We start from the raw sequence: 26,481 nt of genomic DNA on the forward strand, positions 1-26,481 counted from the left end.
AAATATTCCGAGGCCAGAGAGCCAAAACTTGAGAGGGGGCTTTATCTTAGGTTATGCCGTCTCCTGAAGCCAGTTAGCGATCACATCGCCCATTTCGGGCTTGGTTGCGCTCATCAAATGATTGCCCGGCGTTTCAACGAATGTCGCATCTGGCAGCATGCCAGCAAGCTCTTCCGCCGATCCATTATCGCGGTCTTCCTCACCACATACCACCAGCGTCGGGACCGTGACATTGGCAAGCATCGCAAGATCAAGATCAGGCATGGTGTCGAGCAAAAGGCGAGCCGCGACCCGGTTCACGCCCTGAGACTTCAGAAACTGACGCGAATAGTAAGCTGGATCGTCTTTTCCGATCGTGTCGAATTCATCAATCACGCGTTTGAAAAAGGCTGAGCGCTTGTTCCACTCGCCTAGCCCCGCTGTGCCCATCCCGCCGACAATCAACCGTGAGGGATTGAGCACGCCATGCGCCACCGCATGCAGCGAAGTGCGCGCGCCAAGTGAAAATCCGCCGAGAACATAGTCCTCAAGCTCCAGATGCTCGATCAATGCCGCAACATCACGCACCAGGACATTTTGCGGATAGCTGTCGGGATCGGTCGGGCTTTCGCTTTCCCCATGCACGCGGAAATCGAGCATGATCGCTTCGTACCCAGCCTCGGCGATCTTTGCGTCATGCCCCCATTTGATCCAGTTCATATCCGCGCTGGAAAACAACCCGTGCAGCAGTACCACGGGCGGTCCTTCGCCCGTACGGTGAACGGCAAGCTTGGTGCAGTCGAAGCTTTCAAAATAGTCCGTCATTCTTCGCGTCCGCCGCTCCAGAGCATCTCCCATTCGTCCGGCGCTGTCGGCTGCGTTAGCCACACGGGCAATTCCTCTCCTAGATGAAGCCACGGTTGCTTGCGACTGACCCAGAGGTGCCCGGTCAACTGCAGAGCGGACGTGTCGTCAAGCGTACCCGCCTTGATCGTGACCTTCCCCGGCCTGCTTTTGCCTTCATGATAGATCCGGCTGCCGCAACTGGGGCAAAAATAACAATCGGTTTGAGCGCCGCTATCGGCGGTCTTGGTATAGCTGCCCAGCTCGCCCTCAACGGTCAGGTTCGTCGTATCCATGGACAGTGAGATACCAAACGCGCTTGACGATTGCTTCTGACAATCAAGGCAATGGCAGGCGTACCCCTTAGCCTCAGCCTTTGCGCGATAGGTCACAGCGCCGCACTGGCACCGCCCAGTCAGAATAGCTGTCATCGCTTGGTCAGCCCTTTTTGCTCCATGCGCCATTTCGCCATTTCGATCCGGTCCTGCCCGAAGAAGGGTTCGCCCTCAAACACCAGCGTCGGCACCCCCCAATGACCAGCGGCCGCCAACGCATCTTGGTTCGCGGCGATTTCCGCGTCGAGTTCCTCTGTCCGAGCTGCCGCCTCGGCATCCAGCTCGTCCAGATCCAGCCCTGCACGTTTGACCGCTTCAGCCAGATGGTCACCCTCGTGCCAATTATCGACTTCACCTGACCAGATGATCTTGGACACTTCGTCGGCGAAAGCGATACCTTTGCCGCGCCTTTGAGCCGCCTGCCCCATACGCGTCAGCCGGTAGATGTAAGGCTGCTCGTCAGACACTTTGCGTGTCATCATGTCCTGCACCACCGGGTCAGGGCGCGGCCAACGATAGGGAGTTCCCAGCATCTGAGCCGAACGCGCGGAATCTATGAAGATGTATCGGCCCTGCAAGGCGTTGGTGAACAGGATGTCGGGATCGCGGATCGCGATCGGATATACCGGCCGCAGCGCGATATCGACATTGTGAGTCTCAGACAGTTCGCTATATCGCCCTATGGCGAGATAGCTGTAAGGCGAACGAAAGCTGAAATAGAGATCTGCAGTCAGTGTCATGCAGAACTTGTGCCGCATTCATAGACACTCGTCACCCCTTGAAATGCGTCACCCCTTCTTGAGATGCGTGCGGCCGAGCAGTTCGGCAATCTGAACAGCATTCAGCGCCGCGCCTTTGCGCAGATTGTCTGACACGCACCAAAGCGTCAGGCCATTCTCTACCGTCGGGTCTTCGCGAACCCGGCTGACATAGGTAGCGCCATCGCCTGCGCATTCGACCGGGGTGACGTATCCGCCGTCCTCGCGCTTGTCGACCAGCATAACGCCCGGCGCCTCACGCAGGATTTCCATCGCTCGTTCGGCTGAAAGCTCATTCTCGAATTCGATATTGATCGCTTCGGAATGGCCAACGAACACCGGCACGCGCACACATGTGGCAGTCAGTTTGATCTTGGGGTCCAGAATCTTCTTGGTCTCGACCACCATCTTCCATTCTTCCTTGGTCGCTCCATCGTCCAGGAAGACATCGATATGCGGGATCACGTTAAAGGCGATCTGCTTGGTGAACTTTTCCGCTTCAACGGGGTCACCAACAAAGATTGCGCGGCTCTGCTGGAAAAGCTCGTCCATTCCGGCCTTTCCTGCGCCTGACACGGACTGATAGGTCGAAACAACGACACGCTTGATCGTCGCCGCATCGTGCAGCGGCTTTAGCGCGACAACCATTTGCGCAGTCGAGCAATTGGGGTTCGCGATGATGTTGCGTTTCGAATAGTCGTCGATCGCTTCCGGATTGACCTCTGGGACGATCAGCGGAACGTCCGGATCCATCCGGTAGAGAGAGCTGTTGTCAATCACCACACAGCCTGCCGCCGCAGCCTTGAGCGCATATTCCTTCGCCGGGCCGCTGCCAGCCGCGAACAGCGCAATATCCCAGCCCGCCCAGTCAAAATGCTCAATGTTCCTGCATTTGAGCATCTTGCCGGTGTCGCCGAATTCCACCTCTGTCCCGTTCGAGCGCGACGATGCGACTGCCGCGACCTCATCACACGGAAACTCGCGCTCTGCGAGGATCTGCATCATTTCGCGCCCGACATTGCCTGTCGCGCCAACAACTGCCACCCGATAACCCAATTACATTCTCCGTCGCATAAAATTGCTTGCACACCCCGCTGCCGCGACTAGCCCTGCATAGCAAGAGGAAAACCTATGCATGCCAATACAGCCGAATGGCGCGGTCGCGCGAACTATTTCACCTTTGAGGGACACCAGATCGCCTATTGGACCGGCGGTGAGGGTCCCCCCCTCCTGCTTGTCCATGGTTTCCCAACCTGCGCATGGGATTGGGAACCTGTGTGGGAAGAGCTTTCCAAACATTACAGCCTGATCGCGTGCGACATGTTGGGCTTCGGCTTGTCGGCAAAACCCCGCTCAGGCTATTCGATCCACCTTCAAACAGATCTTCAGGAAGCACTGCTCTCACACCTCAAAGTTAGTGAGTGGGATGCGCTCGTGCATGATTACGGCGTGTCGGTGGGGCAGGAATTGCTGGCCCGAAACGTCGACGGTACTGGCGCAACCGGATTGGGTCAGATGATATTCCTCAACGGGGGCATATTTCCGGATCAGCACCGCCCGCGGCCAATCCAAAAACTGGGCACTTCGCCCATGGGCTTTATCGTCAGCCGATTGCTGAACCGAAAGGGTTTCGGGAAGAGCTTCTCAGAAGTTTTCGGCCCAGACACTCAGCCGAGCGAAGCCGAACTGGACAGCTTTTGGGAATTCATTAACGAGCATGACGGAAACCTGATCTTCCACAAACTGCTGCACTACATCGCCGATCGCCGCGAACATGAGGCGCGCTGGGTGGGCGCGTTAGAACATTCGCAAGCGCGCATCGGCCTGATCAACGGTGCACTTGATCCGGTGTCCGGAGAACACGCCTATCGCAAATGGCGCGACGTGTTGCCCAATGCGCGCAACCATTTACTGCCCAAAATCGGGCACTATCCCCAGGTGGAAGCTCCCGACGAGGTCGCAGCCAAGGTGCTTGAATGGTTGGCGGAAACCCCGCGCCCTATTCGGGCGGAGTCACGCCGTGCCGTTCGAGGAAGTTGAAATAGGTATTCCAAAGATGCGGTGAGATATTCTCGCCCGCCACGCGGTGCGTGTATCCGGGATAGAGCATCATCTCGAACGGGACATTGCCCTCTTGCAACGCCGCGATCAGTTCTGACGAATGTTCGAACACCACATTGTCGTCAGCCATGCCGTGCACCAACAACAGCGGATCTGACATCTTGGTCGCGTCCTTCATCGCATTGGAATCCTCATAGGCCGTCGGTACAAGTCGCGGATCGCCCATATAACGCTCTGTATAGTGCGTGTCGTAAAGCTCCCACTTGGTAACCGGCGCGCCGGAAATACCCGCGGCATAGACGCCCGGCTCTGCCTGCAAGCGCTTCAAGGTCATGTATCCGCCGTAGGACCAGCCGTAGATCGCAATCTTGTCCGGATCGACGAATTCAAGCGTCTTAAGGAACTCGGTACCTTTCGCCTGATCGCGCACTTCGACCCCGCCCATCGCGCGGTAGATTGGCTGTTCGAAATCGACCCCGCGATTGTTCGACCCGCGATTGTCGAGCGCAAACCAGATATAACCCTTGTCGACCACCGCTTGCGCCAAAGCCCCGTCCCAGCCGCGATCGACCAACTGCGGGCCAGGTCCGCCATAGTGGTAGAAGAACACGGGGTATTTCTTGCCCGGCTCCATTTCCGGCTTGATCATCATGTAATGCAGCGGTGTGCCATCTTCGGCGGCCACCGTGCCAAATTCTGGCGCAACATGGCTGGCCAGATACGGCGCATAAGGATGATCCACGTCGAGCGCGTTTTCTTCAACCCAGGCGATCCGGTTGCCGTCCATATCGGCAAGATAGGTTTGTGGCGGCTGGTTTGATGCAGAGCGCGAGATCAGCAGCGATTGCCCTTTCTTGTCCATGCTGGCGGAGTTGACGAAGCCGGGTTCGGTCAGCCGCGTCCATTCGCCGGGGGTATCGAGGTCAAGCGCGTAGATATGCCGTTCCAGCACACCATCGGAATTGCCTGCGAAATAGAGGCGGCCACGCTCCTGATCGACGCCGACAAGGCCAGTGACAACCCATTCGCCGCTGGTGAGCTGTGTCCATTCGCCTTCAGCAAACCGGTAGAGGTGCCCAAAACCGTCGCGCTCGCTCCACCAGATCAGCGATCCGTCGTTGAGGAAGCGATAATTGTCGTCCAAGTTGATCCAGAAGTCATCACGCGCTGCGCTTTCCGTGAACCACAACTGACTTTCGCCGGTAATCGGATCGACACGCAGCATGTCGAGCACGGTTTGTTCGCGGTTCTGGCGCTGGACATAAAGATAATCGTCCGGGCCCCAATCGACCCGCGCGAGATAGATATCGGTCTCTTCGCCCAGATCTACTTTCACACGGTTCTGCCCGTCCGGGTCCATGATGTAGAGCTCGACAATCGCATTGTCGCTGCCCGCGAAGGGGTATTTCTGAGAAAATACCCGTGTGCCAGTCGCGCCAATCGCGGCGCGGTTCACAACCGCCACAGGTGTTTCATCAGTGCGCTGGACTGCGATGCGCGTATCATTCCCGTCCCACCAGAAGCCAGTGAGGCGGGCCATTTCCTCCTGTGCGACGAACTCGGCTTCGCCCCAGCGGATGTTCTCGCCTTCCTTGGGAGTGATCGGCGTAGCTTCCGAGCCTACTTCGCCAACCCAAAGCTGGCGATCGCGCACGAAAGAGACATAGCCAGCGCGGGGGCTAAGCTTGGGGTTGAGCTCGCTCTCTTCAGTGTCAGTCAATTGCGTGACTGATCCATCAAGGCCTGCGAGATAGAGGTCACCGTCCAGCGGCACGAGCACGGACTTGCCATCGCTCGCCCATTGATAGCTGATGATGCCCTTGAGATTGCCGACACGCTGCCGCTCGCGCTGCATCAGCTCATCCTCGGACAGCGTGCGGCCTGAGCTGAGCTTCTCGCTGTCGACCAGCATGGTCCACTCGCCCCTCTCACGATCAAAGCCCCACAGATCATAGCGCGCGCTGTCATCCTCGCGATTGCCCAGCAGCGTGAGATAGCGTCCATCGGGCGAAAGCTTGGCCTCGCGCGGGCTTGATCCATTGAGGCTTGGCGAAGCGAATACCCGCTCAAATGTCAGTTCTGGCGCATCGCTCATCGCGTGATCATCCGCGAGTGCTGGAGTGGCAAGAGCAAGCGAAGCGGCAACGGCGATGAGTAAGCGCATTCCAAGGACAGACCTCTCTCAAATCGGTTTGGCGATGCATGGCGAAAAACTTGAACGATTGCAAAGTTCCAACGAAAAAGGGCGGCCCCGCAGGACCGCCCTTCTCTATTTCGCTGATGCGAGATTTACGCCTTCGGCGCATTCTCACGGCGTTCGGCGATACGCGCACGTTTACCGGTGCGGCCACGCAGATAATAGAGCTTCGCGCGACGCACGACACCGCGGCGAACCACAGTGATGCTGTCAACGATTGGTGCATAGAGCGGGAATACACGCTCAACACCTTCGCCAAAGCTCATCTTGCGGACAGTGAAATTCGAACCCATTCCGCGGTTGGAACGGGCGATCACTACGCCTTCGAAATTCTGAATACGCTCACGTTGTCCTTCGACAACCTTCACGCCCACGCGAACGGTGTCGCCGACGCGAAATTCGGGCATGTCCTTGCCAGCTTTGGCAATTTCTTCCGCTTCGATTTGCTGGATCAGGTTCACTGGTCCTAGTCCTTCTTTTTTCGCTGCACACCAGAGGCAGATCGGACTGGATCGCCACTATAGCGTTCCCATAAGTCCGGCCTGCGTAGCCGAGTGTCGGTTTCCGCTTGCGCTTTACGCCAAGCATCCACCTTCGCATGATCCCCCGATCGCAGCACTTCAGGGATCGTGCGCCCTTCCCATGTTTGAGGTCGGGTATATTGCGGATATTCGAGCAATCCATCTTCGAAGGATTCTTCGGTTCCGCTTGAAGGCGCGCCCATTACGCCGGGAAGCAGCCGAATGCAAGCATCAAGTATCGCCAATGCCGCCGGTTCCCCGCCGGAAAGCACGATGTCCGCCAGGCTGACTTGCTCGATTTCGGGGCGAGCCTCGAACAGCCGCTCGTCAAACCCCTCGAAACGGCCGCAAATGATGGTGACGCCGGAGCCTGATGCTATCTCGCGAATGCGTGCCTGCGTGATGGGTTTCCCGCGCGGTGTCATGGCGAGGATGGGCACTTTGGGCGAGGAAGCCCCCTCCACTTCAGAGGAGCGCTTTTGCATTTGCAAAACAGAATCAAGCGCAGCCGCCATTACATCGGCCTTCAGCACCATCCCGGCACCGCCGCCCGCTGGCGTATCATCAACCGTGCGATGCTTGTCCTCGGTAAAATCGCGCGGATTGACTGTGTCGCAAGACCAGTCCCCGCGCTCGAGCGCCTTGCCTGCGAGCGAAACGCCCAGCGGCCCGGGAAACATCTCTGGGTAAAGCGTGAGGATGGTGGCAGCGAAGGTCATGGCGAGGCGACTAACAGAAGAGTTGAAGGTCCGAAAGCTGACAAAACCCTCCAAAAACCTCTAAATACCTCTTTATAGCTCATAAACCCTCTAAGTCTGGAAAAGAACAATGCGCACTATTGAAATCTCGAATGAAATCTTTGGCAAGATTTGGAGCGCTTCCGTCGAGGGAGACAAATCGGAGAATGACATACTGGCTAGGATGTTTGCCGAACGAGAATTTCTAGCCGAAGTGGAAGCAGAACCCGAACATGTCGAAACCAAGACCATCCAAGTTAAATCGCACGAGAGGACAATCACCATACCCCGCATAGGAAAGATTACATGGATCGACGACGTAGCTTTGGCGCTCGACCATATCGGTGGCAAAGGTCACTTGGCTGAAATTTACAAATCTGTCCGCGCGATTAGAAGCCGGGGTGGAAGATCACTTCCTCCGAGCACCGAAGCCGTGATCCGAAAAACTCTGGAGGAAAACTCCTCAGATTCTGACGCGTATAAAGGTGGAATGGATCTTTTCGCGTTGCCCGAAGGGAAAGGGCGAGGCATGTGGGCGCTTCGCTACGCCAATTAACAACATACTCTAATCCGCCCAATTCACCCCATCCTTCGCCCGAGTATCGACGTGCAGTTCGAACACATCGGGCCGCGAATAATGGCCATCGGTGTCGAGGCTCGCGAGGCCTTGGCCGACCTCTGAGAGATCAAGCTGCGCAAAGAGCGTTTCCTCGCCCTCGCCTGCCTGCGCCAAGACCCGCGCATCGGGGACGATGATCATCGAGCCTCCACGATTGAGTTGTTCGCTTTCGATGGCGTTAAATAACGCGAGCGCTTCGTCGTTTCCGCCAACTCGTTCCAGCCCGTCGAACAGATCATCGCGATGCTGCACCAGCCCCGCCGCCAGCACAAAGCACCGCCCCTCCATCGCATAATGCCTGCTCGCCAGCGCATATTCCTCTCGCACTGTCGGCCATGCGGCGACATGCACGCTCTCACCCAGATTGTGCATCGCAGCCCTTGCCAGCGGCATCCAATGTTCCCAGCAGATCAGATTGCCGACCTTGCCCCACTCGGCCTGATGCACGCTAAGCGTCGAGCCATCGCCGCGCATCCAGATCAGCCGCTCACCATGCGTCGGCACCAGCTTGCGGTGATCCAGCGGTGTGTCTTCCGGGCGGAACATCAGCTGATTGTTGTAGAGGCTTTGGCGCACCCGCTCATGCGCGCCGATAGAGATGCATGCACCGCTTGCGTCGCACAGCTCCTGCAAGGGCAGCAAACGCTCGTCATTTGGAACAATCGCCTGCTCGAGCATGATTGCATGCAGCGCTTTCGTGCCCGGATGATCCCACAGCGCCGCGCCCGGCGCCTCATCCAGCCACAGCGGATATCCGCCAAGAAAAGTCTCACCGAACGCGACCAGCTGCGCGCCATTGTCGATCGCCTCTTTCGCGATCCGCGTCGCTTTCTCGATCCCGCCAGCAAAATCGAGCGGCACCGGCGCAGCTTGGCATATCGCGACGTTGAGAGAGGTCATGCCGCTATTCGTCAACGAAATTGGCTGCAATCACAAGCTTTTCTGCGTCCCACTCGATCACCGCGTCCTTGGTCATCGGGACCATAAAGGACTTCATGCCCTTTGCAGGCACAGGGTCTTTGGCGATCTCGATAATGTCGGTCGCGCCGAAATTCTGAACATCCACGGCGCGCCCCACGGCGTCGCCGGTATCGGTGAAAACGGCCAGCCCGATCAAGTCCATGAAATAGTATTCGCCATCGTCCAGCGAAGGCAGTGCGTCACGCGGAACGCACAGTACGGTGCCGCGCAGTTTTTCCGCCGCGCCGCGCCCAGATACCTCGGCAAAACGCGCAATCGCGCCGCCCTTATTGTCTGAGCGGATCTTCTTGAGGGTCAGAGTGAGATCGGACCCTTTGGTTTTGAAGCTCTTGTGCTTGGCTAGCGCATCCACGCCTTCGCCAAACAGCTTCAAGCGGACTTCGCCCGCCACGCCATGCGCGCCAGTTACGGCTGCAAGATCGAGATCCTTCGGCGTGACGGGCGTATCCGTCATGAAAGGGCTTACTCAGCCTTCTCTTCGGGTGCTTCTTCAGCAGCCGCTTCTTCAGCCGGAGCTTCTTCGGCCGGAGCTTCTTCGGCTGCGGCTTCTTCAGCAGGCGCCTCTTCAGCGGCAGCTTCTTCAACCACTGCTTCTTCTTCTGCAGGTGCCTCGGCTGCTTCCTTGGCCGCTTCTTCAGCTTCAGCAAGCTTTGCAGCTTTCTCTTCAGCGCGTTCCTTCGCAGCTTCGCCCGGCTCACCCTTGTTCGGGTTGTTGCGCGGTGCACGCTCAAGGATGCCAGCCGCATCCAGGAAGCGGTGCACGCGGTCAGACGGCTTCGCACCGACTGAGAGCCAGTGACGCGCACGGTCTTCGTTGAGCTTCACGCGCTCGCCCGAATCCTTCGGCAGCATCGGGTTGTAGGTGCCGATCTGCTCCAGATATTTGCCGTCACGCGGCGCGCGGCCGTCTGCGACAACGATGCGGTAGTAAGGACGCTTCTTCGCGCCTCCGCGCGACAAACGAATTGCAACTGCCATTGTGTATTACCTTTCCAGTCTAAATATTTGTAAATTAGTAAAACTATTTCTTGTTCAACATGTCTCTAAGTTCCGGCGGGAGCGTGTCGGGATCAACCGACGGCCCCTTTGGACCACCCAAGCCGGGCATGCCGCCACCCGGGCCACCGAGGCCGGGCATGGCTGCACCTAGGCCACCGCCACCAAACATCGATGCGAGGCCTTTGAGGCCACCCATCTTCTTGATCTGCTTCATCGCGCGGCTCATTTCCTTGTGCATCTTCAGAACCTTGTTCACGGTCTGCACATCGGTGCCGCTGCCTGCCGCCACGCGCTTCTTGCGTTTGGCGTTCATCAATTCGGGCCGCGCGCGCTCTTTACCGGTCATCGAACCGATGATCGCGTCCATATGCACCAGCACCTTGTCATCCATGTCGCTCGCCGCGAGCGCTGCCTTGGCTTTCTTCATGCCAGGCATCATGCCCGCCAGCATGCCGAGGCCACCCATATTCTGCATCTGCCGCAGCTGGGTACGCAGGTCATTCAGGTCAAACTGACCCTTTGCCATACGCTTGGCGAGTGCTTCGGCGTCTTCTTCCTTGATCGTCGCCGCAGCCTTCTCGACCAGGCTGACAACATCGCCCATGCCAAGGATGCGGTCCGCAACGCGCGAGGGATGGAATGCTTCAATCGCGTCAAGCTTCTCGCCTGTACCGGCAAACTTGATGGGTTGTCCCGTGACGTGGCGCATGGAAAGCGCCGCACCGCCGCGTGCATCGCCATCCATACGGGTGAGGACAACGCCTGTCAGCGGCACTTCGCCGGTAAAGCTTTGCGCGACATTGACCGCGTCCTGGCCGGTCAGGCTGTCGACCACCAGCAGCACCTCGGTTGGCGCTGAAACGGCAGAAATAGCCTTCATTTCGGCCATCAGCGCTTCATCAACATGCAGCCTGCCCGCAGTATCGAGCAGCAGAACATCCACGTTCTGCAATCTGGCCGATTCCATCGCGCGGCGCGCGATATCAACCGGTTGCTGGCCCGCGACGATTGGCAATGTTGCGATATCGGTCTGCTCACCGAGCACAGCCAGCTGTTCCTGCGCCGCCGGACGATTGACGTCGAGCGAAGCCATCAACGCTTTCTTGCCGTGCTTTTCGCGGATCAGCTTGGCCAGCTTGGCGGTAGTGGTGGTTTTACCCGAACCTTGCAGACCGACCATGATGATCACAACCGGCGGTTTGGCATCAAGATTGAGGCCCGGCGTTTCTTCCCCGCCCAGCATCTCGACCAGCTCGTCATGAACGATCTTGACCACTTGCTGGCCCGGGGTGACCGAACGCAAAACGTCCTGACCAACGGCCTTTTCAGTGACAGCGTCGATGAAACGGCGCGCGACCGGCAAAGCGACATCGGCTTCCAGCATAGCAACGCGGACTTCGCGCATCGCATCGCGTACGTCTTGTTCCTTAAGAGCGCCCCGGCCTTTGAGCTTGTCAAAGACGCCGCCAAGGCGGTCGGACAAATTGTCAAACATCGTCTTCAACTCCAAGTCTCGAAGCTCGAAAGCTTCGCAAATGCGAAAAACGCCGGCGGACGAGAACTCGTCGGCCAGCGTGCGAATCTCATATGAAATCCGACTTTATCAGGTGACTGGTGGAGCCTAGCGGGATCGAACCGCTGACCTCTACAATGCCATTGTAGCGCTCTCCCAGCTGAGCTAAGGCCCCGCGCCAGTCATGTTGCAGGCTCTTCGACCTGCAGGGAGCGCGCGTTAAACACGCCTTCCGAGTTATGCAACGATAATCTTAGCTATCGTCTTCTTCGTCGTCGCCCTTGCCCTTGCTTACGCCAAGGTCATCGTCACCGCCGAGATCAACATCATTGTCTGGCGAATCTTCTGCGTCATCGATGTTTTCCAGATCCTTCAGATCATCATCATCGTCGCCGCTCAGATCGCTATCCGGTTCTACGTCCTTCTTCTTCTCGTCTTCGAACGGAATCGGCTGCTTCGGTTTGAGAACCGGCTCAGGATGCCATTCTTCACCGCATTCGATGCAGGTCGCAGGGTCATCCTTGCCCAGATCGTAAAAACGTTCCCCGCATTTAGGGCAGGAACGCTTGGTGCCCCATTCTGGCTTAGCCATATCTTCGTATTCCTTTGGTCGGGCCTGCTGTTCTTGCTAAATCAGGCCGCGCGAAAAATTCTCTTTCTTTATGGGTAGTAATTCAGCCCGAATCAAGAGCGCGGCGCGCCTTGCCATAGGGCCATGCGCCTGTCAAAATCCGCGCTGCTAAAATCTCAGCTCAAAACGGACCGGAAACCCTCTTGCCCAGCCATAGATTCACTTTTTCAGGACCTCTGACGGGGCGCTTGCGCGTGCCAGGGGACAAATCAATCAGTCATCGATCGATTATGTTCGGTGCGCTGGCCATTGGCGAAACCCGCGTCACCGGCTTGCTCGAAGGCGAAGACGTGATGGCGACCACCGCCGCTATGCGCGCCATGGGTGCAAGGATCGAAAAATCCGGCGAGACATGGCACATCCATGGCGTGGGTGTAGGAGGGTTGCTGCAACCTGACGCGCCGCTCGACATGGGCAATAGCGGCACCAGCACGCGCCTGCTGATGGGGCTGATCGCCAGCCATGGGATAACCGCGCAGTTCACAGGAGATGCTAGCCTGTCGAAGCGTCCGATGGGCCGCGTGATCACACCGCTGAGCCAGATGGGCGCAAATTTTGATGCGTCTGAGGGCGGAACCTTGCCGCTGACCATGCATGGTGCCCTTCCCGCAGTACCGATTACCTATCGCCTGCCGGTGGCGAGCGCTCAGGTAAAAAGCGCGGTGCTGCTCGCAGGCCTCAACACGCCGGGTATTACAACCGTGATCGAACCCGTTCCGACGCGCGATCATTCCGAGCGGATGTTGCGCGGCTTTGGCGCTGAGCTGAAAGTCGAAGAGGTAGATGGAGAGCGTGTGATCCGAATCCACGGCGATGCGGAGTTGAAGCCACAAGATGTGGTCGTTCCGGGTGATCCATCATCAGCGGCCTTCTTTATCGTTGCTGCACTGATCACCGAGGGTAGCGATCTTGTCATCGAAAATGTCGGTCTTAATCAGACACGAGCGGGTCTGATCGAAGTGCTGCGCGCGATGGGCGGACAGATCGAGGAACTGGACCGACGCGAGGTTGGCGGTGAACCCGTTGCCGATCTTAGGGTCAAGCACTCTGCACTTACCGGAATCGATGTCGATCCTGAGGTTGCGCCCAGCATGATCGATGAGTTTCCAGTGCTGTTTGTCGCCGCCGCCTTGGCGAAGGGGACGACCACCACCAGCGGCCTAGACGAATTGCGTGTCAAGGAGAGCGATCGCCTGTCTGCAATGGCGGATGCGCTGACTTTGGCCGGCGCGCGAGTTGAAGAGCGCGGGGATGGCTTGGTTATCCACGGCAGTGGCGGCGATCCCCTGCCCGGCACGTCTGGTGTGCCCGTGACCACGCATTTGGACCACCGCATTGCCATGGCGATGGCAGTGGCCGGAAACGCCAGCCGCAAAGGAGTCGAAGTGGACGACACCTCCCCAATCCAGACGAGCTTCCCTAACTTCATGCACCTGCTCGCGAAGGCTGCGGCATGAGCGAAGCAATGGACATCTATAGCCTGATCGGCTTTGTCGGGATGGCCTGCATCATCGAGGCATATTTCTATCTGACCGCGACGGACGAGCCCAATCCGTTCATTCTGCATGGGACCAATCTGGTGGGGGCGGCGCTGCTCACCATGTCTCTACTCGTCCACACCAATTGGCCCAGCCTGGTGCTCGAAGGTTTTTGGGCCGCGATTGCGATCTGGGGCTTGTGGAAGGCTGTAAAGTCGCGGAAAGCGAAGTCATGATCATCGCAGTCGACGGACTCACTGCTTCTGGCAAAGGCACTATCGCAAAGGCTATTGCCGAGCATTTCGAGCTACCCTATCTTGATACAGGCCTGCTCTATCGCGCGGTCGGCTATCAGACGGTGGCTGACGGCGGCGATCCGGATAGCCCCGAAGATGCGCTCGCGGCTTGCGAATTTCGCAGCGATTTGCTGCGATCCTCAGCCCTACGCAGTGAAGAAACAGGCGGATACGCGAGCCGTGTGTCCGTGCACCCCGAAGTTCGCCAAGCACTACTTGAGCGTCAGCGTGCCTTTGCGCAGCAGCCCGGCGGCGCAGTGCTGGACGGGCGAGATATCGGCACAGTGATCGCGCCAGAAGCCGAAGTGAAACTGTTCATCACGGCCAGCGTGCAGGAACGCGCGCGGCGGCGCTGGCTCGAGATGCAAGGGCGCGAAATCGACATTCCGCTGGACGATATCGAACGCGATATCGCCGCTCGCGATGCGCGCGATATCAACCGCAAGGATGCACCATTGCGCGCAGCGCCCGATGCGATGGTGATCGACACCACTGCATTCGGCAAGGAGCAGGCGATTGATGCTGCAATAGAAGCTGTCCGCCAAGCGCTGCGCTAGGCTGCAAACCACTTGCTTTCCTGCCCGCTTTCGCCTAGGCGCGCGGTCGTTCTCTTGCATCTCTGTGATGGAAAGAACCTCTGCGCTGGTATTCGGCCTCGCGGAGACGTCGGCCTCTTGCCCTGCTAGCCCCCGCAATGGTGCGTGGGAGGCAGTTTAAGACCCGGAGAAAAACTCCGTGGCCGGTAGCAAACAGTGAACGAGGAAACTCAACCTATGGCGACTTCGCCTAACCCTACGCGCGACGATTTCGAAGCGCTTCTTAACGAACAACTCGGAGGTGCAGAAGATGGTGGCTTTGAAGGCCGCGTCGTAAAAGGCACCGTGACCGCCATCGAAAACGGCATGGCGATGATCGATGTGGGCCTGAAATCAGAAGGCCGCGTCTCACTCAAAGAATTTTCCCGTGGCGAAGACGATCACGGCTTGACTGTCGGCAGCGAAGTCGAAGTCTTTGTCGACCGTGTCGAGAACGCAGACGGCGAAGCCATGCTCAGCCGCGACCGCGCGCGCCGCGAAGCTGCCTGGGACAAGCTTGAAAACGAATTTGGCGAAGGCAAGCGCGTAGACGGCCGTATCTTTGGCCGCGTCAAGGGCGGCTTCACTGTCGATCTCGACGGTGCCGTAGCCTTCCTGCCCGGTTCACAGGTCGACATCCGCCCGGTTCGCGATGTCACTCCGCTGATGGATGTGCCGCAACCGTTCCAGGTCCTGAAAATGGATCGTCGCCGTGGCAACATCGTCGTTTCACGTCGTGCGGTTCTCGAAGAAACCCGTGCGGAACAGCGCAGCGAGCTGATCAATGATCTGGCTGAAGGTCAGGTTATGGACGGCGTGGTCAAGAACATCACCGATTACGGTGCATTCGTTGACCTGGGTGGCATCGACGGCCTGCTCCACGTCACCGACATGAGCTACAAGCGCGTCAATCACCCGAGCGAGATCATCGAGATCGGCCAGACCGTTACTGTACAGATTGTCCGTATCAACGAAGACACGCAGCGCATCAGCCTGGGCATGAAGCAGCTCGAAAGCGATCCATGGGATGGCGTGGCCGCGAAATATCCGGTTGGCGCGAAACTGTCTGGCACAGTCACCAACATCACCGAATATGGTGCCTTTGTTGAACTGGAAGCTGGCATCGAAGGCCTGGTCCACGTTTCCGAAATGAGCTGGACGAAGAAGAACGTGCACCCTGGCAAGATCGTTTCGACCAGCCAGGAAGTCGAAGTTCTGGTTCTCGAAGTCGATAGCGAGAAGCGCCGCATTTCGCTTGGCCTCAAGCAAGCTCAGGGTAACCCTTGGGAAGATTTCGCACAGAAGCACCCAGTCGGCACTGAAGTCACCGGCGAAGTCAAAAACGCGACCGAATTCGGCCTGTTCATCGGCTTGGAAGGCGACGTCGACGGCATGGTCCACATGTCAGACATCGCATGGGGCATCTCGGGCGAGGACGCATTGGCGCTGCACCGCAAGGGTGAAGAGGTCAAAGCAATCGTTCTCGACGTCGACGTCGAGAAAGAGCGTATCAGCCTCGGCATGAAGCAGCTTGAAAAGGGTGCGCCTTCGGCAGACGGCGCAGACTCAAGTGCACTGCGCAAAGGCCAGACCGTTACTGTCACTGTCCTCGAAGTTCGCGATGGCGGCCTCGAAGTTCAGATCGGCGACGACGGCGCAACCGGCTTTATCAAGCGTTCCGATCTTGGTCGTGACCGTGACGAGCAACGCCCGGATCGCTTCCAGGTCGGCTCGAAGGTCGACGCCATGATCACCGGCTTTGACCGTTCGAAGAAGCCTAACTTCTCCATCAAGGCACGTCAGATCGCTGAAGAGAAGGAAGCAGTGCAGCAGTTCGGATCTTCCGACAGCGGCGCTTCGCTCGGCGACATCCTTGGCGAAGCCTTGAAGAAGGGCGAATAAGCCACTTCAACGCTTTCAGACGGAAACAGACAAGGCCCGCCTGCTCATTTGAGCAGGTGGGCCTTTTCTATTGGCGCTCTGGCCACTAGGTAACAGGGCATGACTATACAAATCCACCAATTCCCGTGCCTGTCCGACAACTACGGATTCCTCATTCACGATCCGGCAAGCGGTGAAACCGCGGCGATCGATACGCCGGATGCGAAGGAATATTTGAAACAAGCCGAGGCCAAAGGCTGGACCATCACGCACACCTGGAACACGCATTGGCATCCCGATCATGCAGGCGGTAACAAGGCTATCGTCGAGGCCACCGGCGCAAAGGTGATCGCGCCCAAGGAAGTCGAGAAACTTTCCGAGATCGATCAGGTCGTGGCCCATGGCGACATCGTTTCGCTGGGCGGCTTCAAGGCCGATGTGATCGATGTTTCGGGCCACACTAACGGCCATATTGCGTTTCACATCCCCGACGCTGGTGTCGCCTTCGTCGGCGACAGTGTGTTCGCGCTGGGCTGCGGCAGAATGTTCGAAGGCGAGCCCAAGCAATTCTGGGACAGTCTATCGCGGATCAAGCAATTCCCGCCGGAAACCATGCTGTATTGCGCGCACGAATACACCACTTCCAACGCGAAATTCGCTCTACACGCGGATCCCGACAATGCGGCACTGCAAGCCTATTCGGACGAGATCGATGCCAAGCGCGCGAAGGACGAACCGACCGTACCGACACGGCTTGCGCGCGAGCTTGAGACGAACCCCTTCCTGCGCGCTGACGATCCGGTACTGATGGCGAGGTGGGGCGGAGATGCTCCGTACGAGACATTTGCGGCGCTGCGGGCCGCGAAAGACAAATTCTAATCCGCATGAAGGCGCTACGCGTCTTGGAGCTTACAGAGGATTTGTCAGGCGTATCCTTGAACGAAGTCAAGCCGCCTGAACGCATACCCGGCGAAGTTCTGGTTCGCGTTCGCGCCGCTTCGCTCAACTTCCCTGACCTGCTAATGACGCAGGGAAAATACCAGTTCAAACCCCGGCCGCCGTTTACCAGCGGGCTGGAACTGGCAGGCGAAGTCATTGAAGCAGACACTAATAGCGTCTTCAAACCTGGCGACAAAGTGATTGGCGGCAACAAGACCGGCGCCTTCGCCGAGTTTGCCTGCGTGCCAGAGCGCGGCCTGAGCCCCCTTCCCGTTGGAATAAGCTTTGCCGAAGGCGCGGCCATGGGCGCGGCTTACTCAACAGCTTACACCGGCTTGATCGAACTGTGCGGTCTTAAGGCAGGCCAGTGGGTACTAGTAACGGGGGCGAGCGGCGGCGTGGGACTGGCTGCCGTTAATCTCGCCAAGGCGATGGGCGCAAAGGTAATCGCAGCGACAGGCGTCGATGCAAAGCGCGCGCAGATCGAGCAGCTCTATGCGCCAGATGCGGTGATCGTTAGCGAAGGCCGCTTCCGCGAACAGGTTAGCGAGATTACCGGCGGCAAGCTGTGCGATGTCGTGTTCGACCCGGTGGGCGGCGATGTGTTCGATGAATGCACGCGCTGCGTCAGCTTTGCGGGCAAGTTGGTGGTGGTTGGATTTACCAGCGGGCGGATCGCTGACATCGCGACCAATATCCCGCTGATAAAGGGCTTTTCTATCGTAGGTCTACGCGCGGGAGAGTACTCGCGGCGTTTCCCGGAGCGCGGTGCCGCGATCAGTGGCGAAATAGCAAAACTTGCCAGCGAAGATCGCATCAAACCTGCAATCGATCGCATGCTGCCACTCTCACAGTGGCGCGAAGGCTTCGAAGCTATGGCCAACCGTGAACTGGTCGGCAAAGTAGTGTTTGAGCTGGGCGAATAGAGAATATACGCGCAGACAAAAAAGGCGACCATCGCTGGCCGCCCCATTTGCTCTAATGCAAGCCTAAGCTCAGATCGAAGAGATCATTTCGTTAGCGAGCTTCTTGTCGGCTTCAGCATCGTGTCTATCGGCAATCAGAGTGCGCGCTGCCGCAGCTGCGGCATTGACGGCAACCGATTTGACTTCAGCAACAGCCTCACGCTCTGCTGTTGCAATCTTGTCTTCGGCCATGCGCTTGCGGCGCTCGACCATCAGCTTGCCATCAGCTTCGGCTTTCTTGAGGATTGCGTCGGCATCACGCTCTGCATTGGCAAGCATGTCTTCCGCGTGCTTTTCAGCATCCTTGATCTTGGTAGCATATTCGTCGCGAAGGGCTTCGGCCTCTGCCCGCAGATTCTTCGCTTCGTCCAGCTGATCCTTGATCTCCTGAATCTTGGAATCAAGCCCGCCCGTGATCAGGCCAGGGACCTTCTTCCAGATGAAGATACCGACCAGAACAAGCATCGCGATCGATACCCATTGGTAGGAGTCGAGACCCAGAGCCGCTGGCTCGTTATCGCCCGCAGCGATCAGAATTGTGAGAGCATCAACCATTGGTCATGGCCTCCTTCACCGCGGCCTTTGCAGCTGCACCATCAACCGATGCTCCAGCAATACGCGCCACGATATCCTGCGCTGCCTCAGCAGCCACGCCCTCTACTTCGGCCATTGCCGCACCGCGCGCTTCACCGATCCGCTGCTCTGCTTCTGCCAGCTTCTTGTCCAGTCGCTTCTGCGCGGCGGCGATCTTCTTTTCATTCTTAGCCGCGGCATCCGCCTTGGCTTTGGCGATCACGGCCTGCGCCTTCGCATGGTTCTTATTCTCGCGCTTGCGCCATGCCTCTTCCTGCTCGTCAGCAATGTCACGCGCAGCTTGAGCGGCAGCCAGATCGTCTGCGATCTGCTTGTCACGCAAAGCCACGGTCTCCATCACCTTCGGCACCATTCCGCGCCCGATGACGAAGAAAGTGAGACCGAAGAAGATCAGTGTCCAGAAGACCTGGCTGGACCAGACTTCGGCAAGTTGAGCTATCTGAGGCATGCGTAGGGTCCGAAAATCAATTCCATAGAGACACTGCCCGGTCGGCTGATGGAGCCGACCGGATAATGCAAATCGTCTTAAGCAACGAAGATCAGGATCATCGCAACGACGAAGGCCAGCAGACCGAGAAGTTCTGCTGCGGCGAAGCCGATGAACAGACGGCCCTGCTGGCTGTCTGCTGCGCCCGGGTTACGCAATGCTGACTCAAGGAAAGAGCCGAAAACGTTGCCCACACCGATGGCTGCGGCGCCGCAACCAATCGCTGCGAGACCGGCACCGATAAGCTGTGCTGCTGCTGGTTCCATTGTGAAAAACTCCTTTAGGTGGAAACTTGAAAATTGAGTGAGAAAAAACTCAGTGAAGATTCTCTGCGTCGTTGATGTACAGCGACGTCAGAAGAGCGAAAACATAGGCCTGAATTCCCGCGACCAGGATTTCCAGCGCGCTGATGGCAACCATCAGGATCAAGCTTGGGATACCGATAAAGCCACCGTAAACCGCGCCCGCATTGACACTGCCAATCACGAAGCTGGCGAGCACTTTCAACAGTACGTGGCCGGCCATCATGGCAACGAACAGACGCAACGCCAGGCTGAACGGACGAACGAGGAAAGAGATCAACTCGATCACCGGGATAAGCCAGATCAGCCACAGCGGCGTGCCGTGCGGCACGAACAGGCTGAAAAAGTGCAGGCCGTGCTTCCAGAAACCAACGATCAAAACGATCGCAAAGCTGAGGATCGCCAGAACGCCGGTTACCGTGAAGTGGCTGGTAAAGGTGAAGGCGTGGACACCAGGCACCACACCCACTGGCAAAAGGCCCAACAGGTTGGCGAATAGGATGAACATGAAAAGGCTGAAGATGTAAGGCACATATTTGCGCCCTTCCCTGCCCACATTGGCTTCCAGCAAGTCATCAATAAAGCCGGTGAAGCTCTCGACGGCCATCTGCCAGCGGCCAGGCACGAGCTGACGCTTCATGCCGCCTGCGACGAATACCCAAAGCAGCACAGTGGCAATCAGCATCCACAGTGCGGAATTGGTAAAAGCGAGATTGTAACCGGCCACCGTGAAATCGCCTGTGCCGAACAACGGCTCAATGGCGAATTGCTTCATTGGGTCGACCTTGCCTTCTTCGGCTGCCACGATCGTCTGGTCCCTAACGCCTAAAACTATTTGGCACTGTTACTGATCCTTGTCAGGATCGGCAGAGTGCGCGTTTGCTGAACGAATAACGTTTCTGAAGGCAACAATGATCCCGAGGAACAGCATCACCAACAGGCCCCAGGGCGATGTTCCAGCGAAGTGATCAATCACCCAGCCGATAACAAAGCCGCCAAAGATCCCACCAAGCAGATCCGCCAGCACCCGGTTGCCCATGCGATAATTCGCATCAGCACCCTGCACCTTTGGCTGGTTGCGTTCCTCTTCACGCTCGCGTGCGGCCTTCAGCCGCGCTTCGAGCGCGTCAATTCGCGCATCCTCAGCGATGGGTTCTCGTGCGGGTTTTTCTTCACTCATGCCAGCCTCCAGATATGGAATGCGCAGCACGCGCAAAAAGGTGCCCGCCGAGGGCGCCTGCCCACTAGGCGAGGCCTATAGGCAAGTCAACCGCAAGCGGGCCGCTTTACGCTGAAAGTCAGCGCTATTTTGCAGTGCAGCGAAAAATCAACGTATTTCGCCCGATTTCAGCCAGCATTTAGCCCGGAGGAAAGCGCGAATCGCGCAGCGGCGAGGCCGATGTGCGCGTTTGCCACGAACCATCAGGTGCCTGATACATCTCCCCCGGCACTGTCTTGAGAATCAGCTGGCAACCAGTCGACAGCGCGTATTCTTCAAACGTTACGCCATTCTCGCGGGCTTGCTGTGCATAGACTGCTCGACGCTTGATATTGATGTCGCTCACCAACCGTTGAAGTTCGGGGGTCGCGGAACCTACTATTGCTAGATAGCCGTCCATTTTCTCGCCCACTTGGCCGGACTAACGCGCGGCGGCATAGGCCGGGTCTCGCTCCGCCATAGCAGGCACTGTAAGCACACCCAAAGCGACGGCGGACATCATACAGGCCCAGCAAAAGCACCAGGTACAGGGTGACACTTGGATGCACACCGCTGATCATGAATGCGGCCACGACCGTAGTGCCGACGTATACGCGGGCGAGTTTACGCCAAAGCGTACTTTTCCTTGCCCGCTTGCACGCCTGTTTCCGCGGTCTTTGCCTGCCCGGCCATCTGCTGTTTCCTCCTGCCCCTCTGGTTCGCGCCAGATGCAGGACCGTTACATTGCAGCAGCATGGTAGCAGGGGAAAGCGCAAGTTACGTACCCCTACCCCCTTGCCATTCTTGGCTGCACCGCATAGCCGCGCCTCACACGTTTAATACCTCGATCGGAGTTCGAAGATGGTTCCTCGCTATGCCCGCCCTGCCATGACGGCGATTTGGGAGCCGGAGAGCAAATATGAAATCTGGTTCCTGATCGAAGCGCATGCGACGCAGAAGCTCGCCGATCTGGGCGTTGTACCGGAAAGCGGGGCGAAAGCGCTGTGGGACTGGTGGGCAACCGGACCCAAGATCGATGTGGCCGCAATTGATGCCAAGGAAGCCGTTCTCAAGCACGATGTGATCGCGTTCCTTGACTGGGTGGCAGAACAAGTTGGCCCCGAGGCACGCTTCATGCACCAAGGCATGACCAGCAGCGACGTACTCGACACCACGCTCGCGGTGCAGCTGGTGCGGGCAACCGACATTTTGCTGGAAGATATGGATGCACTACTTGCGGCGATCAAACGCCGCGCAGAGGAGCACAAGTTCACTCCAACCATCGGGCGCAGTCACGGCATCCATGCAGAGCCGGTCACTTTCGGACTGAAGCTCGCGCAAGCCTATGCCGAATTTGATCGATGCAAGACGCGTCTCGTCAATGCACGCGCCGAAATCGCGACTTGCGCGATCAGCGGAGCGGTAGGCACCTTTGCCAATATAGATCCTTCGGTTGAAGAATATGTCGCCGAGCAGCTGGGCCTGACACCGGAGCCAGTCTCGACGCAGATAATCCCGCGTGATCGCCATGCGATGTATTTCTCTACACTCGCTGTCGTCGCCAGTTCGATCGAGCGCCTTGCGGTCGAAGTGCGACATCTGCAACGCACCGAAGTTCTGGAAGCCGAGGAATACTTCGCGCCGGGACAAAAGGGCTCAAGCGCGATGCCGCACAAGCGTAATCCTATCCTTACAGAAAACCTGACCGGACAGGCCCGCATGATCCGCGGCTATGCCGTGCCTGCGCTGGAGAATGTCGCGCTTTGGCACGAGCGCGATATCTCGCACAGTTCGGTTGAGCGCTTTATTGGCCCGGATGCGACGATCACGCTCGATTTTGCTTTGGCTCGCCTGACAGGCGTGGTGGACAAGCTGCTGGTCTATCCGGAACGTATGCAGAAGAACCTCGATATGATGGGCGGTCTGGTTCATTCGCAGCGCGTGCTTTTGGCGCTGACGCAAGCGGGGATCACGCGCGACAATGCGTACCGCCTGGTTCAGCGCAACGCGATGAAGGTGTGGGAATCGGACGGCAAACTGTCGCTGCTCGAGCTTTTGAAAGCCGATGAGGAAGTCACCGCAGCGCTTTCGACCGAGGAACTCGAGGAAAAATTCAATCTGGATTACCACTTTAAGCACGTCGACACTGTCTTTGCTCGTGTGTTTGGCTCCTAGGCGCTTGAGACGAGCCGCCTAGACTCCTTCGCGAAAACGCTTAGGCTTCGGATACAAAGGTTTGAGGGGATACAACAATGCAGATTGTCCGCACGATTCTTTGGGTTCTGATCTTTGTCGGGATCGCACTGTTTTCGGCCATCAACTGGAAGGCTGTTGACGTGAACCTTTGGGGAGACTTCGTGGTCGAAACGAAGGTGCCGGTTCTGGTCATCGTATCATTCCTGCTCGGACTTGTACCGATGTGGCTGTACCATCGTGGCGCGAAATGGAGCCTGAACCGCCGGATCGCGAGCCTGGAAAACGCGGTGCGTTCAAACGCTCTCAGCAGCCGCCATAGCGCGCCGCCGCCCTCTCCGGCGTCAACTGCGCCTGCGCCGCCAGCCACAAATCCTGCCCCTACTGACGACACACTGAAACAAGACAGCAACTAATGAGCAACCCCGTCTACCTTGCCCTGGATTTGCCTCAGATTGAGCCGGCGAAGGCGCTGCTTAACAAGGTGAAATCCCATATTGGCGGAGTAAAGCTGGGCCTGGAATTCTTCTGCGCGCATGGCCATCACGGGGTACACGAAATCGCGCACGCCACCGGCCTGCCGATCTTCCTTGACCTGAAACTGCACGATATCCCGAACACCGTTGCCGGAGCGATGCAGGCGATCCATGTTCTGGAACCAGTGATTGTCACGATTCACGCCAGTGGCGGGCGCGCGATGATGGAAGATGCCAAGGCCGCAGCGGCTGACGGGTGCAAGGTGGTTGCGGTGACTATGCTCACCAGCCTTGATGAGCGCGACATGACCCGCACTGGCATTAAGGGTTCGCCGCATGATCAGGTTATGCGGCTGGCCGAACTCGCGCATGATGCCGGGCTCGATGGAATTGTCTGCTCAGGGCAAGAAGTGGGCGCGGTACGCAAGCAATGGAGAGACGGCTTCTTCGTCGTGCCCGGCCTTCGCCCCGGCGGAAAGGCCACGGGCGATCAGAAACGCGTGGTCACTCCGCGCAAGGCTCGAGATGATGGCGCCAGCGTGCTGGTGATTGGCCGCCCGATCAGCAAAGCGGATGACCCGCTGGAGGCCGCTCGCGCAATCGAAGCGACGCTTTAGAGGCCAAGAATGTCAGTTCAGATCAAAATCTGCGGGCTTTCAACGCCCGAGACTATCGACGCCGCTGTAGATGCGGGCGCGACACATGTCGGCCTCGTGCATTTCGAGCCGAGCGCACGGCATGTCTCGCTGGAAGATGCGGCCAAGCTGCGTGCGCGTGTGCCGGCCAACGTTAAAGTGGTGCTCTTGCTGGTCAATCAGCAACCCGATGCGACCGCCAAAGCGCTTGCCGCCGTCAAACCCGATGTGGTCCAGTTCCATGGTCGCGAGACCCCTGAGTGGACCGAAATGGTCCGCGAAAAGACACAACTCAAAGTGTGGAAAGCGTTGGGCCTTAAAGATGCCGGCACACTGGAACGCAGCGCGGCATATGTCGGCAAGGTCGACCGTCTGCTGTTTGACGCTCCTGCAAAAGCGCTGCCTGGGGGCAATGGCACCGCCTTCGACTGGAACCTTCTGGCGGGGCACAAGCACCTGGTCGATTGGGGCATTGCGGGCGGTCTGACGCCCGACAATGTCGCTGAGGCAATCCGGGCAATCGGCGCGCCGCTGGTCGACTCATCCAGCGGCTTGGAAAGCGCGCCGGGCGTGAAGGATGTGGACTTGATCCGCGCGTTCTGCAAAGCGGCTCTGGAAGCTTGAGAAATCCATGACAGAAAATACCCCCAATTCATTTCGCAACCAGCCCGACGAGCGCGGGCATTTCGGCCAGTTTGGCGGGCGTTATGTCGCCGAAACGCTGATGCCGCTGATCCTCGCTCTCGAAAAGGAATATCGCAAGGCGCAGGCCGACCCCGAATTCGCGCGCGAGTTCAACGACCTGATGAAGCATTATGTCGGGCGCCCTTCACCACTCTACTTTGCGGAGCGGCTGACAGAGGCGCTGGGCGGCGCACAGGTCTGGTTCAAGCGCGACGAACTCAACCACACCGGCGCGCACAAGATCAACAATTGCATCGGGCAGATCCTGCTCGCGATCCGCATGGGCAAAACGCGGATCATCGCGGAAACCGGTGCAGGCCAGCATGGCGTCGCCACCGCGACCGTCTGCGCACGCTTTGGTCTGCCTTGCGTGATCTACATGGGCGCAGAGGACGTGAAGCGGCAATCGCCCAACGTCTTCCGTATGAAGCTGCTCGGCGCGGAAGTTGTCCCCGTCACCAGCGGCGGTGCGACGCTGAAAGATGCGATGAACGAAGGGCTGCGTGACTGGGTCGCGAACGTCCATGACACCTTCTACATCATCGGTACGGCAGCAGGGCCGCATCCCTATCCGGAGATGGTGCGCAACTTCCAGAGCGTGATCGGTAAGGAAGCGCGCGAGCAGATGCTCGATCGCGTAGGCCGCCTGCCGGATCTGCTGGTTGCCTGCATAGGCGGCGGTTCGAATGCGCTCGGGCTGTTCCACCCCTTCCTCGATGATCCGGAAGTGAAGATGCTGGGCGTCGAGGCGGCGGGGCATGGGCTGGATGGCGATGAACATGCGGCAAGCCTTTTGGGCGGCGCGCCCGGTGTGCTCCACGGCAACAAGACTTACCTGTTGCAGGATGAGGACGGTCAGATCACCGAAGGCCATTCGATCAGCGCCGGGCTGGATTATCCCGGTATCGGTCCGGAGCATGCGTGGCTGAAAGAGTCAGGCCGCGTCGAATATACCGCTGTTACCGATGACGAAGCATTGGACGGCTTCCAGCTGCTTTGCCGCACCGAGGGGATCATTCCGGCGCTTGAACCATCACACGCCATCGCCGCCGTTGCCGACCGCGCGAAGCAGATGCGCGATAATCAGATCATCCTGATGAATCTGTGCGGCCGCGGCGACAAGGACATTTTCACAGTGGCTGAAAAGCTGGGAGTGGAGATGTGAGTGCGAAGGCTCTTTTCGTCCGAAACGTCGCCGTAATTGCAGTGCTCTTTTTCTTGGCAATGCTTGGCGCAGACATAGTATTTGAACGCGATCCTGTGCCGATGTTGGAACGTATTGGCTTAGCGGTTTTTATGGGAATCCTCAGCGAAGCCAGCCAAATGATCTACCTCAGGCACACGAAATGAATGACACTCTGCTCGTCATTCCGGGCTTGACCCGGAATCCAGAGCGGCTCGAACTGCGCCCTGCAATTCTGGATTCTCGCTTTCGCGTGAATGACGATTGTTGGCCTGTCCTACACACCCGCAGCAATGCCATAAGACACATATGAAGAATGCTTCAAACCTCTGGAACCGCGCCGAAAATTGCACTCGAATTGACGCAAGATTTTTCGCCCCTAGGACAGTGTTCCATGTGTTCCATACTGTAGGACTTCACG

32 protein-coding genes and 1 tRNA gene are annotated in these 26,481 nt (G+C 58.0%); 14 read left to right on the forward strand and 19 right to left on the reverse strand.

Annotated features, from left to right (window positions below; all coding sequences use genetic code 11):
- Positions 1–51: 51 nt before the first annotated feature.
- From QQX03_RS09045 to QQX03_RS09060, 4 genes are read right to left on the reverse strand one after another with little or no spacing between them, the layout of a single operon-like run.
- Positions 52–804 (reverse strand): alpha/beta fold hydrolase, encoded by a 753-nt coding sequence (locus QQX03_RS09045; RefSeq protein WP_285975418.1) that lies wholly within the window; start codon positions 802–804, stop codon positions 52–54.
- Entirely contained in the window at positions 801–1,286 is a 486-nt protein-coding gene (locus QQX03_RS09050; protein WP_349665838.1) for a GFA family protein, read from the reverse strand. The genes QQX03_RS09045 and QQX03_RS09050 overlap by 4 nt, the downstream gene beginning before the upstream one ends.
- Complete coding sequence (locus QQX03_RS09055) at positions 1,250–1,897, reverse strand: 2-hydroxychromene-2-carboxylate isomerase (protein WP_285975420.1); 648 nt, start codon at positions 1,895–1,897, stop codon at positions 1,250–1,252. Before QQX03_RS09055 ends, QQX03_RS09050 begins: the two co-directional genes overlap by 37 nt.
- 48 nt (positions 1,898–1,945) lie before the next feature.
- Positions 1,946–2,971: an aspartate-semialdehyde dehydrogenase gene (locus tag QQX03_RS09060; RefSeq protein WP_285975421.1), complete on the reverse strand. Its 1,026-nt coding sequence runs from the start codon at positions 2,969–2,971 to the stop codon at positions 1,946–1,948.
- Between the two features lie 75 nt (positions 2,972–3,046).
- Here QQX03_RS09060 and QQX03_RS09065 point away from each other — a divergent pair, with 75 nt between their 5' ends.
- Positions 3,047–3,955, forward strand: coding sequence for an alpha/beta fold hydrolase (locus QQX03_RS09065; RefSeq protein ID WP_285975422.1), 909 nt, complete (start codon positions 3,047–3,049; stop codon positions 3,953–3,955).
- Here QQX03_RS09065 and QQX03_RS09070 read toward each other — a convergent pair.
- The 3 genes from QQX03_RS09070 to trmD all read right to left on the reverse strand — a co-directional run bounded on the left by QQX03_RS09070 (position 3,915) and on the right by trmD (position 7,413).
- Positions 3,915–6,140 (reverse strand): S9 family peptidase, encoded by a 2,226-nt coding sequence (locus QQX03_RS09070; RefSeq protein WP_285975423.1) that lies wholly within the window; start codon positions 6,138–6,140, stop codon positions 3,915–3,917. The two genes, QQX03_RS09065 and QQX03_RS09070, sit on opposite strands and share 41 nt — an antisense overlap.
- A gap of 125 nt (positions 6,141–6,265) precedes the next feature.
- A complete protein-coding gene (rplS, locus tag QQX03_RS09075) occupies positions 6,266–6,634 on the reverse strand; it encodes a 50S ribosomal protein L19 (RefSeq protein WP_285975424.1) in 369 nt (122 codons plus the stop codon).
- A 5-nt stretch (positions 6,635–6,639) separates the two neighbouring features.
- A complete protein-coding gene (trmD, locus tag QQX03_RS09080; protein WP_285975425.1) occupies positions 6,640–7,413 on the reverse strand; it encodes a tRNA (guanosine(37)-N1)-methyltransferase TrmD in 774 nt (257 codons plus the stop codon).
- Between the two features lie 109 nt (positions 7,414–7,522).
- Here trmD and QQX03_RS09085 point away from each other — a divergent pair, with 109 nt between their 5' ends.
- Positions 7,523–7,987, forward strand: a complete 465-nt coding sequence (locus QQX03_RS09085) for a hypothetical protein (protein WP_285975426.1) — start codon at positions 7,523–7,525, stop codon at positions 7,985–7,987.
- A gap of 9 nt (positions 7,988–7,996) precedes the next feature.
- Here QQX03_RS09085 and QQX03_RS09090 read toward each other — a convergent pair whose 3' ends face one another.
- The 6 genes from QQX03_RS09090 to QQX03_RS09115 form a co-directional block, all read right to left on the reverse strand.
- Positions 7,997–8,950, reverse strand: a complete 954-nt coding sequence (locus tag QQX03_RS09090) for a carbon-nitrogen hydrolase family protein (protein ID WP_285975427.1) — start codon at positions 8,948–8,950, stop codon at positions 7,997–7,999.
- Between the two features lie 4 nt (positions 8,951–8,954).
- Positions 8,955–9,485 carry a ribosome maturation factor RimM gene (gene rimM, locus QQX03_RS09095; protein WP_285975428.1) on the reverse strand — a complete coding sequence of 177 codons (531 nt, stop codon included), beginning with the start codon at positions 9,483–9,485 and terminating at the stop codon, positions 8,955–8,957.
- 8 nt (positions 9,486–9,493) lie between these two features.
- Positions 9,494–10,009 carry a 30S ribosomal protein S16 gene (gene rpsP / locus QQX03_RS09100; protein ID WP_285975429.1) on the reverse strand — a complete coding sequence of 172 codons (516 nt, stop codon included), beginning with the start codon at positions 10,007–10,009 and terminating at the stop codon, positions 9,494–9,496.
- Positions 10,010–10,052: 43 nt separating this feature from the next.
- Positions 10,053–11,525 (reverse strand): signal recognition particle protein, encoded by a 1,473-nt coding sequence (gene ffh / locus QQX03_RS09105; protein WP_285975430.1) that lies wholly within the window; start codon positions 11,523–11,525, stop codon positions 10,053–10,055.
- Positions 11,526–11,642: 117 nt separating this feature from the next.
- Positions 11,643–11,718, reverse strand: a tRNA-Ala gene (locus QQX03_RS09110).
- Positions 11,719–11,796: 78 nt separating this feature from the next.
- Positions 11,797–12,135, reverse strand: a complete 339-nt coding sequence (locus QQX03_RS09115; RefSeq protein ID WP_285975431.1) for a TIGR02300 family protein — start codon at positions 12,133–12,135, stop codon at positions 11,797–11,799.
- A 182-nt stretch (positions 12,136–12,317) separates the two neighbouring features.
- On the opposite strand from QQX03_RS09115, the gene aroA reads away from it, so the two are divergent.
- From aroA to QQX03_RS09145, 6 genes are all read left to right on the forward strand, one after another.
- Entirely contained in the window at positions 12,318–13,631 is a 1,314-nt protein-coding gene (aroA, locus tag QQX03_RS09120) for a 3-phosphoshikimate 1-carboxyvinyltransferase (RefSeq protein WP_285975432.1), read from the forward strand.
- Positions 13,628–13,888 carry a CBU_0592 family membrane protein gene (locus tag QQX03_RS09125; RefSeq protein ID WP_285975433.1) on the forward strand — a complete coding sequence of 87 codons (261 nt, stop codon included), beginning with the start codon at positions 13,628–13,630 and terminating at the stop codon, positions 13,886–13,888. Before aroA ends, QQX03_RS09125 begins: the two co-directional genes overlap by 4 nt.
- Complete coding sequence (locus tag QQX03_RS09130) at positions 13,885–14,505, forward strand: (d)CMP kinase (protein WP_285975434.1); 621 nt, start codon at positions 13,885–13,887, stop codon at positions 14,503–14,505. Before QQX03_RS09125 ends, QQX03_RS09130 begins: the two co-directional genes overlap by 4 nt.
- Positions 14,506–14,721: 216 nt before the next feature.
- Entirely contained in the window at positions 14,722–16,425 is a 1,704-nt protein-coding gene (rpsA, locus tag QQX03_RS09135; RefSeq protein WP_285975435.1) for a 30S ribosomal protein S1, read from the forward strand.
- 99 nt (positions 16,426–16,524) lie between these two features.
- Positions 16,525–17,283, forward strand: a complete 759-nt coding sequence (gloB, locus tag QQX03_RS09140) for a hydroxyacylglutathione hydrolase (protein WP_285975436.1) — start codon at positions 16,525–16,527, stop codon at positions 17,281–17,283.
- Positions 17,284–17,288: 5 nt separating this feature from the next.
- Positions 17,289–18,269, forward strand: a complete 981-nt coding sequence (locus QQX03_RS09145) for an NADPH:quinone oxidoreductase family protein (protein ID WP_285975437.1) — start codon at positions 17,289–17,291, stop codon at positions 18,267–18,269.
- 69 nt (positions 18,270–18,338) lie between these two features.
- On the opposite strand, the gene QQX03_RS09150 is transcribed toward QQX03_RS09145, so the two are convergent.
- From QQX03_RS09150 to QQX03_RS09175, 6 genes are all read right to left on the reverse strand, one after another.
- Positions 18,339–18,863, reverse strand: coding sequence for a F0F1 ATP synthase subunit B family protein (locus QQX03_RS09150; RefSeq protein WP_285975438.1), 525 nt, complete (start codon positions 18,861–18,863; stop codon positions 18,339–18,341).
- Positions 18,856–19,350 (reverse strand): F0F1 ATP synthase subunit B family protein, encoded by a 495-nt coding sequence (locus QQX03_RS09155; RefSeq protein WP_285975439.1) that lies wholly within the window; start codon positions 19,348–19,350, stop codon positions 18,856–18,858. The genes QQX03_RS09150 and QQX03_RS09155 overlap by 8 nt, the downstream gene beginning before the upstream one ends.
- Positions 19,351–19,427: 77 nt before the next feature.
- Positions 19,428–19,655, reverse strand: a complete 228-nt coding sequence (locus tag QQX03_RS09160; protein ID WP_285975440.1) for a F0F1 ATP synthase subunit C — start codon at positions 19,653–19,655, stop codon at positions 19,428–19,430.
- 49 nt (positions 19,656–19,704) lie between these two features.
- Complete coding sequence (locus QQX03_RS09165) at positions 19,705–20,466, reverse strand: F0F1 ATP synthase subunit A (RefSeq protein WP_285976995.1); 762 nt, start codon at positions 20,464–20,466, stop codon at positions 19,705–19,707.
- Between the two features lie 69 nt (positions 20,467–20,535).
- On the reverse strand, positions 20,536–20,871 hold the full coding sequence (locus QQX03_RS09170) for an AtpZ/AtpI family protein (RefSeq protein ID WP_285975441.1): 336 nt from the start codon (positions 20,869–20,871) through the stop codon (positions 20,536–20,538).
- Between the two features lie 178 nt (positions 20,872–21,049).
- Positions 21,050–21,322 (reverse strand): YdbL family probable chaperone protein, encoded by a 273-nt coding sequence (locus QQX03_RS09175; protein ID WP_349665839.1) that lies wholly within the window; start codon positions 21,320–21,322, stop codon positions 21,050–21,052.
- 428 nt (positions 21,323–21,750) lie between these two features.
- Between QQX03_RS09175 and purB the strand changes: the two genes are divergently transcribed.
- The 6 genes from purB (at position 21,751) to QQX03_RS09205 (ending at position 26,227) form a co-directional block, all read left to right on the forward strand.
- A complete protein-coding gene (purB, locus tag QQX03_RS09180; protein WP_285975442.1) occupies positions 21,751–23,064 on the forward strand; it encodes an adenylosuccinate lyase in 1,314 nt (437 codons plus the stop codon).
- Positions 23,065–23,141: 77 nt separating this feature from the next.
- On the forward strand, positions 23,142–23,498 hold the full coding sequence (locus QQX03_RS09185) for a hypothetical protein (protein WP_285975443.1): 357 nt from the start codon (positions 23,142–23,144) through the stop codon (positions 23,496–23,498).
- On the forward strand, positions 23,498–24,175 hold the full coding sequence (gene pyrF, locus QQX03_RS09190) for an orotidine-5'-phosphate decarboxylase (RefSeq protein WP_285975444.1): 678 nt from the start codon (positions 23,498–23,500) through the stop codon (positions 24,173–24,175). The genes QQX03_RS09185 and pyrF overlap by 1 nt, the downstream gene beginning before the upstream one ends.
- 9 nt (positions 24,176–24,184) lie before the next feature.
- Positions 24,185–24,817, forward strand: a complete 633-nt coding sequence (locus QQX03_RS09195) for a phosphoribosylanthranilate isomerase (RefSeq protein WP_285975445.1) — start codon at positions 24,185–24,187, stop codon at positions 24,815–24,817.
- 7 nt (positions 24,818–24,824) lie between these two features.
- Entirely contained in the window at positions 24,825–26,042 is a 1,218-nt protein-coding gene (gene trpB / locus QQX03_RS09200; RefSeq protein WP_285975446.1) for a tryptophan synthase subunit beta, read from the forward strand.
- The gene (locus QQX03_RS09205; protein ID WP_285975447.1) at positions 26,039–26,227 is read left to right on the forward strand and encodes a hypothetical protein; all 189 of its coding nucleotides are present in this window, start codon (positions 26,039–26,041) and stop codon (positions 26,225–26,227) included. The genes trpB and QQX03_RS09205 overlap by 4 nt, the downstream gene beginning before the upstream one ends.
- Positions 26,228–26,481: the final 254 nt, after the last annotated feature.

The sequence above is a fragment of the Altererythrobacter rubellus genome (genome assembly GCF_030284385.1).
Taxonomy (GTDB): Bacteria; Pseudomonadota; Alphaproteobacteria; order Sphingomonadales; family Sphingomonadaceae; genus Erythrobacter; species Erythrobacter rubellus.